This is a genomic window from Novosphingobium colocasiae (genome assembly GCF_014652555.1).
GTDB classification, from domain to species: domain Bacteria; phylum Pseudomonadota; class Alphaproteobacteria; order Sphingomonadales; family Sphingomonadaceae; genus Novosphingobium; species Novosphingobium colocasiae.
The window spans coordinates 1-1,038 of record NZ_BMZA01000062.1 but is presented as its reverse complement, the minus strand read 5'-3'; the positions used below and the strand labels follow the sequence as shown (position 1 = coordinate 1,038).

At 66.9% G+C, this 1,038-nt stretch carries 1 protein-coding gene; it reads left to right on the top strand.

Translation table 11 applies throughout. The features are described 5' to 3' along the window. The coding region (locus tag IE122_RS18235) for an IS5 family transposase (protein ID WP_229814400.1) at positions 1-960 on the top strand (960 nt) is incomplete at its 5' end. Between the last annotated feature and the right edge of the window lie 78 nt (positions 961-1,038).

Here is a 1,038-nt window from a genome sequence, read left to right as displayed (position 1 = left end):
GCGGGAATGTCTGGACAGCTCGGGTTTGCGGATCATGTTGTTGCGGGCAAGCGTTCGCGGCGGATGGACCATCTGTCGCAGATCGACGGGCTGATCGACTGGGGCGAGGTGCGTTGCTTGCTGGGCCGGCTGCGATCGGGGCGCACCGGGCGTCCGCCTTATCCGGCGCTGGTGCTGTTCAAGGCGCTGTTGCTGCAGCGCTGGTATGGCTTGTCGGACGAGGCGCTTGAGGATGCGCTCTATGACCGGCTCTCGTTCCGCAAGTTCGTGGGCCTTGCCGTGGAGGAGGCCATTCCCGATGCCTCGACTGTGTGCCGGTTCCGCTCGGCCTTGTCCGACCGGGCGCTGGGCGAGGCGTTGTTCGAAGCCGTGGGACGCGGGCTTGACGCGCGCGGGCTGATCCTGCGCCAGGGTACGTTGATCGATGCCAGCCTGATCCAGGCAGCGGTTGCCGAACCACGCAAGCAGCCCGGCGGCGGGGTCTCTCGGGTGGATCCCGAGGCAAGCTGGGCCAAGAAGGGCAGCAAGGCCACGTTCGGTTTCAAGCTGCACATCGCGGTGGATCAGGGCTCGGGGATCGTGCGCGCGGCGCGCTTCACGCCCGCACGGGTCGCCGACTGCACCATCGGCCCCGACCTCGTGCAAGGCGATGAGGCGGCGGTCTATGCCGACATGGCCTACGACAACGCCGTCATGCGCGACACACTCGAAGCCGGCGGCATCGCCAATGCGGTGATGGCCCGGCCCAACCGCTACCATCCGCTCACCGAAGATGCCAAAGCCCGCAACACCGCGATCGGGCGGATCAGGGGCCGGGTCGAAGGCGTGTTCGGCACGCTCAAGCGAAGTTACCGGCGCAGCCGCCTCGTCTACATCGGCCTCGCCAAGAACCGCCTCGACATGTTTCTCACCCTCCTCGCCATCAATCTGCGCCGGGCACACAAGCTCTCGACTGCCTGAAACCCGCCCGGAACACACTCCAGCCCCGCAAACGGCAGGACAAAGGCCGGAGTGCAGGTCACATCCAGCACCGCGCTC